11 protein-coding genes are annotated in these 8,046 nt (G+C 27.3%); 9 read left to right on the top strand and 2 right to left on the bottom strand.

The annotated features are described in order from the left end of the window. Positions 1–1,188: cache domain-containing protein (locus FMM56_RS04670; protein WP_150207893.1), on the bottom strand; the 1,188-nt coding region annotated here is incomplete at its 3' end. A 172-nt stretch (positions 1,189–1,360) separates the two neighbouring features. After that, entirely contained in the window at positions 1,361–2,227 is an 867-nt protein-coding gene (gene miaA, locus FMM56_RS04665; RefSeq protein WP_150151630.1) for a tRNA (adenosine(37)-N6)-dimethylallyltransferase MiaA, read from the bottom strand. A gap of 162 nt (positions 2,228–2,389) precedes the next feature. On the opposite strand from miaA, the gene mqnP reads away from it, so the two are divergent. Genes mqnP through FMM56_RS04620 form a run of 9 tightly spaced genes read left to right on the top strand, consistent with a single transcriptional unit; the run spans position 2,390 to position 8,031 of the window. Continuing rightward, a complete protein-coding gene (mqnP, locus tag FMM56_RS04660; RefSeq protein ID WP_150206457.1) occupies positions 2,390–3,265 on the top strand; it encodes a menaquinone biosynthesis prenyltransferase MqnP in 876 nt (291 codons plus the stop codon). After that, complete coding sequence (locus FMM56_RS04655) at positions 3,256–3,756, top strand: hypothetical protein (RefSeq protein ID WP_150139818.1); 501 nt, start codon at positions 3,256–3,258, stop codon at positions 3,754–3,756. The genes mqnP and FMM56_RS04655 overlap by 10 nt, the downstream gene beginning before the upstream one ends. Then, positions 3,749–4,261 carry a DUF6115 domain-containing protein gene (locus FMM56_RS04650; RefSeq protein WP_150139820.1) on the top strand — a complete coding sequence of 171 codons (513 nt, stop codon included), beginning with the start codon at positions 3,749–3,751 and terminating at the stop codon, positions 4,259–4,261. The genes FMM56_RS04655 and FMM56_RS04650 overlap by 8 nt, the downstream gene beginning before the upstream one ends. A 4-nt stretch (positions 4,262–4,265) precedes the next feature. Beyond that, entirely contained in the window at positions 4,266–5,228 is a 963-nt protein-coding gene (moaA, locus tag FMM56_RS04645) for a GTP 3',8-cyclase MoaA (protein ID WP_150139822.1), read from the top strand. A 2-nt stretch (positions 5,229–5,230) separates the two neighbouring features. Continuing rightward, positions 5,231–5,980 (top strand): 7-carboxy-7-deazaguanine synthase QueE, encoded by a 750-nt coding sequence (locus FMM56_RS04640; RefSeq protein ID WP_150139824.1) that lies wholly within the window; start codon positions 5,231–5,233, stop codon positions 5,978–5,980. A gap of 9 nt (positions 5,981–5,989) precedes the next feature. Further along, entirely contained in the window at positions 5,990–6,571 is a 582-nt protein-coding gene (locus tag FMM56_RS04635; RefSeq protein WP_150139826.1) for a 6-pyruvoyl trahydropterin synthase family protein, read from the top strand. Continuing rightward, positions 6,572–6,985, top strand: coding sequence for a cytochrome c (locus FMM56_RS04630; protein WP_150207891.1), 414 nt, complete (start codon positions 6,572–6,574; stop codon positions 6,983–6,985). After that, positions 6,978–7,394 carry a hypothetical protein gene (locus FMM56_RS04625; RefSeq protein WP_150139830.1) on the top strand — a complete coding sequence of 139 codons (417 nt, stop codon included), beginning with the start codon at positions 6,978–6,980 and terminating at the stop codon, positions 7,392–7,394. The genes FMM56_RS04630 and FMM56_RS04625 overlap by 8 nt, the downstream gene beginning before the upstream one ends. After that, positions 7,378–8,031, top strand: a complete 654-nt coding sequence (locus tag FMM56_RS04620) for a 16S rRNA (uracil(1498)-N(3))-methyltransferase (protein ID WP_150207889.1) — start codon at positions 7,378–7,380, stop codon at positions 8,029–8,031. Before FMM56_RS04625 ends, FMM56_RS04620 begins: the two co-directional genes overlap by 17 nt. Positions 8,032–8,046 lie beyond the last annotated feature (15 nt).

Genomic DNA, 8,046 nt, shown 5'->3' with positions numbered 1-8,046 from the left:
CATTGTGCCTATTGCACCTAGTTCATCTTGTGCCCTTATTTTAATCATTGATAAATTAATTTTTTCATGATTTAAAAAGCGGAAAAAATCACTTAATGATTTTACTAAGATTGGTAATCTACTTCCTACTATCTTATTTGTAAGAAAATACACTAAACAAACTATTATTATTAAAGATATTATAACCACGATTATAATTATATTTTGTAAATGTGTTAAAGAAGAAACAATTTCACTTTGTACCGAGGTGCTAAATAAATACCAAATATCTAAATTAGATATCTTAATCGGTGCTATTATGGCAAAAGAATCATCGTTAGGGTATGCAATTGTACGAAAATTCTTAATAAATAAGGCATCTTTTTTAGCCTTTCCTTGCTTAATATCTGTAATTATGCTACTTGATTGTGTGGTATTGTTTACCCCATCATATGCTTTTCCTAGATAATTATCATTTTTGTGGGCTATTATATTTCCTGTTGAACTAAGAATGGTGCGAACATCTCTTGGATAAAGGTTTTTTGTGGTATCTGCCATTAAATCAGACCAAGCTTTTAAATCAAACACTATACCTACAACGCCTATAACTTGGTGATTTTTATCAAATAATGGATAGGCTATATTAAGACCAAAAAAATCATAATTTTCTATTTTTATTTTGTTAGGTTCTCCAACTACGGCTTGTTTTGTATTAAAAACATTCTTAATCACAGGTGAATTTAATAAATAATCATTAGCATCAACTCTCTTAACATATCCCTTTTTTTTAGGGTCTTCATCAAATAAAGCAAGAATCAATTCCCTATCTTTTGTAAAATAAGCAGAATCTGCATCACTAGATATATTCTTAGAATCTTTTAAATAAACATAAGCATAATCTAAAAAATCACTAGAATCAAGGTGACTTTCCAAAGAAGTATAAAGTTCATCAAAACTTAATGAATTCATAGAAGCATTTAAATGATTGGCCTCAGCATTAATTAAAGCTAACATTTCTTGCAAATTTCCTTCTATAAAATTTGTATAAGCTAAGACATTTTCACGCATTAGCACCTCGTTTTGCTTAATAACAGTCTTTGTTACTTGAGATAGTATAAAATAACTTAAAATGCTTATTACTACTATAACAATTAAAACTACAGATAATGAAATTTTGATTGAGATTTTTAAATGACTAAATCGTCCCATTTATATTCCTTTATTTAATTTGAAAATATTTAAAAAAGGTAATTATACAAAAAAAAAAATACTACTTAATTTAAAAAGAAAATTTATTTTAAAAAGTATAAAAAATAAGCATTAATAAAAAATTATATGATAAAATAAGCTAAAAATACTTATAAATTTGTTTTGAAAAAACTTACATTTTTTTAAATTTTGTCCTTAAAAAATTTAGGACTTCATTTTGATTTAATTTTATGCTATTAAATTTTTTATTAAAGGTCCTTTGCCTTTTTGCAAGTTGAGCTGTGTGAGTATTTATTAAATTTTCACACTCATTTAAGGAAATTTCATTTTTTAAATAAGCCTTGCATTCCTTTAAACCTATGGAATTTAAGGATTTTAAATTCTCATCATAATTTTTAAATAAAAAACTAGCCTCTTCAATTAAACCCTCATTAAACATAGTCTTTGTCCTTTGCATAATGTTATTTAACAAAAGTTCTTTTTCAATGCAAAGTTCATAAATTTCAAGTTCTTTTATAATGCCTTTTTGCTTAGTTTGCCTTAAAAAAACGCTTGGAATTTGATTTGTTTTTTCATAAATTCCAAGCCATTTTTTAAGGCGATAAGTATCGTTTTTTTCTATCTTATAAGCTGGATCAATTTCCTTTAAAAGTGCGTAAATTTCATCATTGCTTAAATTTGTATTGCTTTCTTTAATATCCTTGCTAAGTCCTTCAAGCATTATCTTTAAATAAAAACTAGTCCCCCCAACTATAATCAACGCCCTATTATTTTTTTTAGCAAAATTTTTTGCCCTTAAATATTCTTGCATAAATAAACTTACATTAAAATGCTCATTTACATTTAATAAATTTATACCAAAGTAAGAAAGTTCGCTTAAAATTTTACTATCTGGCTTAGCCGAGGCTATATTTATTTGCTTATAAACACAAAGGCTATCAAGGCTTAAAATAACAGCGTTAAACTCATAAGCTAAAGCATTTGCTAAAGCCGTTTTTCCACTAGCTGTTGGGGCAATTAAGGCAATTTCAAAAAACATAAACTTTCCTAAAAAAATTTATAATTTTAAATGATAGCAAAAAAATTATATCTTTGCCCCTTGTTTTTATTTTAAGGCAATTTCAAAAAACATAAATGCAATTTTCCTAAAAATTTATAATTTTTTAGTAAAATAATAGCAAAAAAAATTTAAGGCAAGAAATTGAATTTATATTGGTCAAAATTTAAAGATATACTAGAATTAATCGTTTTTAAGCATTCTATCTTTGCCTTGCCCTTTTTGTTTTCTGCTATGATTGTAGCTTCTAAAATAGCAAATGATAGTGCTTGGTTTGGCTTTCAAGCTTTAATTTTAAGCATTATTTGTGCAGTAAGTGCTAGAAATTTTGCTATGGCTTGTAATCGAATTTTGGATGAAGATATAGACAAAAACAATCCTCGCTGTAAGGATAGACCAAATATAAGTGGCAAAATAGGCAAAACAAGCGTTATAAGCTTTATAATAATAAATGCCTTTATATTTGTGATAAGTGCTTTTTTTATCAATGATTTAGCCTTTAAATTAAGCTTTTTCGTGCTATTAATACTTGCACTTTATTCAACCTTTAAAAGATTTAGCGTTTTAGCACACTTAGTTTTAGGGCTTTGCCTTGGCATTGCACCTATAGCAGCTAGTGTTATAGTACTTAATGAAATTCATATTTTTAGCGTTATTTTATGCCTTGGAGTAAGCTTTTGGACAGCTGGTTTTGACTTGCTTTATTCCTTGCAAGACATGGAATATGATAAAAAAGTAGGACTTTACTCAGTACCTGCTAAATTTGGAGAACAAGCCACACTTTTTATATCGGCCTTTTGTCACTTTTTAGCCGTTCTTTTTTGGCTTTTATTTGTATGGATAAGTCCCTTAAATTATATCTCATTTTTTGGCGTTTGTCTTTGTGCTATAATTTTATTTTTTGAACACAAAATAGTTCATAAAAATTTTAGCCATATTGATAGGGTATTTTTTACACTAAATGGTTATTTAAGTGTGGTATTTTTTATCTTTGTTTGGGTTGATTTATTATGGAATTAAATTTTTTTAAAGCTGGTTTAAAAGTAAGTTATGAAAACTGCGATATAAACGATAATCACTTCTTGCAAGAATATCTAAATTTCGGGCAAACTCATCAGTTTTCAAAATGGAAACAAAAAGCAGCTAAGTTAAATTTAGAAGAAAGTGAAAAATTTTTATTTGAATTTATGCTAAGCATAAAAGAAGATATAGCAAAGCTTGAAAGAAAATTAAATAAAAACGAAGGGCTTTTGCCCTTATCAAAAGAAGGCGTTGTGGATGCCTTAAATTTTGAGTATTTACAATTTTTAGATAAAAACTTAGAAAAAGATAAACAATATTATGCTAGATTTGAGTTAAATTCAAATAAAATTTGTATATTTTTTGAGGCAAAAAATGAAAGCTTGGCAAAGATTATAAAGATAAAGCCAGAAGATATAGCACTTTATAATGCCTTTGTTGTAGATATTCAAAGAGATATGATTAAAAACCGAAAGGAAAATAATGAGTGATGATATCCTTTATCTTGTTTTTGTGATTATTTTATTAATTGCAATGCTTGCTTATATGTATATAAAAGACAAAGAAAGTGCTGAAAAAATTACTAAATTACAAAATGCTATTGAAGATATTACTAAAGAACTTCATTATTTTAAAAAAGAATCAGATGATGAAGAAGAAAGTGTAAAACAAAGTATTGATAATGACTTTGTTAAAAATGAGCTTAAAAATATGCTAGAACAAGAATTAGGCAATAAAATTTTGCCTATATTAAAAAGCATTAGGGCTATGGAAACTATAATAGAAGAATTTCAAAATGAACAAAAAAATCGCCTATTAAGCCTAGAACAAAAGGCACAAAGCATTACTAAACTCACTCCAAATTATGATGTAGAAGAACAAAAAGTAATCGCCCTTTTTAAAGAGGGAAAAAGTATAGAACAAATAGCTAAGGATTTAAGAATAGGCATTGGAAATGTGGAACTTGTTTTGAAATTTAAACAACTCATAAAGTAGCTAAATGTTAATTGATAGTTTTGGGAGAAAGATTGAGTATTTACGCATTTCTGTAACGCAAAAATGCAATTTTCGTTGCCTTTATTGTATGCCTAAAATTCCCTTTGATTACGAGCCAAAAGAAGATTTATTAAGCTTTGAAGAACTTTTTATTTTTATAAAACTTTGCATAGACAAGGGCATTGTTAAAATTCGCTTAACAGGTGGCGAACCCTTACTTAGAAAGAATTTACATATCTTAATAAAAATGATACATGATTATAAAAACGATATAGACTTAGCCCTTACTAGCAATGGTTATTTGTTGTGTGATTATGCTAAAAACCTAAAAGAAGCAGGACTTAAACGCATTAATATCTCCCTTGATACGCTAAATTCAAAAAAGGCTCAATTTTTAGCACAAAAAGATGTTTTAGCAAGCGTTTTAGCAGGTATACAAAGTGCTATAAATGTTGACTTAAAAGTAAAATTAAATGTGGTTGCTTTAAAAAATTTTAATGATGATGAGTTAATAGCTTTGCTTGAATTTGCAAAAGATAAAAATCTTGGAATTCGCTTTATAGAATTTATGGAAAATACTCACGCTTATGGGCAATTAAAGGGCTTAAACAAAGATGAGATTATAAATATCATAGAAAAAAAATATCCTATAATGGATTATAAAAAAGATGACTTAGCCCCTGTTACAATGTATAAAATTAAGGATTATGAATTTGGCATAATAGACCCTCATAGTGATGCCTTTTGTCAAACTTGCAATAGATTAAGACTTAGTGCACAAGGATTTTTAATACCTTGCTTATACCATGATGAAGCATTAAATATAAAAGATGCCTTGCGTTTAAATGATATAAAAGAAGTAGAAAAAATTTTAGAACAAGTAGTAGCAAATAAGCCTGAAAAAAATCGTTGGGGTAGTGAAGAACAGATAATTTCTAACCGCGCTTTTTATGAAACTGGCGGTTAAATTTGTATATAGTAGAAAGCTTTTTAAGTATTCAAGGCGAGGGAAAATTTGCTGGAAATTTAGCTATTTTCATTCGCTTTGCAGGTTGTAATTTTAACTGCCTTGGCTTTAATGTTAGAAAAAAGATTAATAATAAAATTTTAAGAGGTTGTGACACTTTACAAGCTGTTTATACAAAGGAATTTAAAAAAACTTATCAAAAATTTAACGCACAAAGTCTTTTTCAAAGGGTATTAACGCTAAAACAAAAATTTAATCCTATCATTGTAATAACAGGGGGTGAGCCCTTAATTCATCATAAAAAGACTGAATTTATTGATTTTATAAGGCTTTTGTTGCAAAATAATTTTGAGGTGCATTTTGAAAGTAATGGTTCTATTTTTATTGATTTTGAAAAATTTCCACTTTATAAAGAATGTATCTTTGCTTTAAGCATTAAGTTAAGCAATAGCAAAGTTTTAAAAGAAAAAAGATTAAATTACAAAGCCATAAGGGCCATAAAAGAAAATGCAAAAATAAGCTTTTATAAATTTGTATTAGATAAAAAAATGATAAAAGAAAAAAGAGCAAAAAAAGAGATTAATGAAATTTTAAGCAATGTTAAAAACGAGGTGTTTTGTATGGGTCTTGGTGAAAATAAAAAAGAAATTCAAAAAAATGCCTTGAAAGTTGCAAAATTTTGCATAAAAAATGGTTATAATTACACGGATAGAATTCATATTAGACTTTGGAGCGATAAAAGTGGCGTATAGGGGATTAGAGTGATTATTTGCAAAATGTTTGAATTTGAAAACGCTCATATTGTAAGAAATTGTTCTTCTAAACGTTGCAAAAGCAGTATTCACGGGCACTCTTATAAGGTTGAACTTTTTTTAGAGAGTAAATTTTTAGATAATGCTGGTATGGTGTATGATTTTGGACTTTTAAAAAAAGAAGTTAGACAAATAATAGATAGTTTTGACCACGCTATAACCCTTTTTAAAGATGATGATAAGGCTTATTTAGACGATATGAAAAAATATTCTAAAAGGTGGATTAGCCTGCCTGTGAATGTTAGCGCTGAAAATTTTTGTCGCGTTTTTTTTATTTTAATTGATGCCTTGCTTAATAAAACAAAGATGCAAAATGGAGAAAAAGGCGTGACTTTGAAAAGCGTTATCGTTAGAGAAACTAGGACAAGTTATGCACAAGGCTTTAAAGATGATGCTTATAGTGAAATTTTAACGCCTATAAAACTTAAAGATATAGAATTTTCACAAGGCATTAAAGATGAATGGGATGATAAAAATTTTTTTGAAAAATTGCAAGGTGATTATGTTTTTATCAATGAAAAAGAGCTTTAAATGAAAAAAATACTTTTAATTTTTATATTATTGTTTTTATCTTGTAGCGATACAAAAAAGGCACAAGTTAATGCCCAAGGCGTTAAAGAAGAACCAGTTGCTATAGAACAAACCGATGAAACAACGCAAATTAGCGATTCAAATTTACCTCTGCCAGTTGAAGATAGTAATAATATAAACAATGCTATAAGTCCAAATGAAAGTATTGTTTCTTCTTTTTACATGCAAAAATGTGCCTCTTGCCATGGTAAAAGGGCTGAGTTAAAATATGAAAATGCAAGGATTTTAAATAGCTTAGATGAAGAACTTTTAACACAAAGGCTTAGCACTTTGCAAAATGATAAGGACCATAATTTAAATTCTAAACAAATTAGCCCTATAGTAAATTTTATAAAAAAGAAAAATAATGAATGAAAGTTACGCTTTTTTCATAGCCTTACACATTTATACGCTTTATGCAAGTAGCTTTTTAATGCTTTTTTATCTTTTTTTAACCCAAACTAAACTTGCATCTGAGTTTATGTATATTAGAAGGATTCGCCTTTTTTTACCTGCTTATTATCTATTTTTAGCCCTTATTTTATTTACTGGCTTGCTACTTTGGTCTGTAAAAAAATTTGAGTTAAATTTTAATATTTTGTTAATGCTTGTTATTTATTTTCTTGTATTTATCTTAGCCTTACTGCATTATAAAAGCTTTAAAAAGGCTAGAAAAAAAAGATATTATGGAATGTTTCGCTTTTTTAGCGTTATTGTTTTAATACTAGAAATAATCTTACTTTTTACTCCTTATTTACTTACTAAATATGCAGTTTTATTATAATGAAACAAGTGGGACACAAAACCTACTTGCTAGTAAGGAAAATTTGCTACATTTTAAAACTAGACACGTTAAAAATGGCGAAATTTTAGCATTTAGAAATTTAAAAGATGATTTTTTATATGAATATGAACTTTCAAATTTAAGTAAATATGATTGTTCTTTAAGCTTAAAAAATAAAATTTTAAAAACAAGCTCTAAAAACAACATAACCCTAGCCCTTGGGGTAATTGATGATAAAATTTTAGAAAAAACTCTGCCCTTTTTAAATGAGCTTAATCTTTATAAATTAATCTTAGTTTATACGCATTTTTCACAAAGAAATTTTAAGATTGATTTTGCAAGGGTCAAACGCATTTTAATTAATTCTTGCCAGCAATGTGGCAGGTCAAATTTAATGCAATTAGAGAGCTTTGAAAATATTGAAAAGTTTATTAATGCTTATAAAAATGTAGTTTTAGTTGATTTTAATGGAGAAAAAAAAGAATTTACACAAGATGAAATTTATTTTATAGGAGCTGAGGGTGGCTTTAACGATGATGAAAGAAGATTGTTTACAAAAAAAATTTCTTTAACTTCGCCAAATATTTTAAAAAGCCAAACAGCTATCATTAGCATAGCAGCAAAGCTTTTAATATAAAAATTCAACTAATTT

Origin of the sequence: Campylobacter sp. LR264d (genome assembly GCF_008633895.1) — a bacterium.
Classification (GTDB): Bacteria; Campylobacterota; Campylobacteria; order Campylobacterales; family Campylobacteraceae; genus Campylobacter_D.
This window is presented reverse-complemented; position numbering and strand designations above follow the sequence as displayed.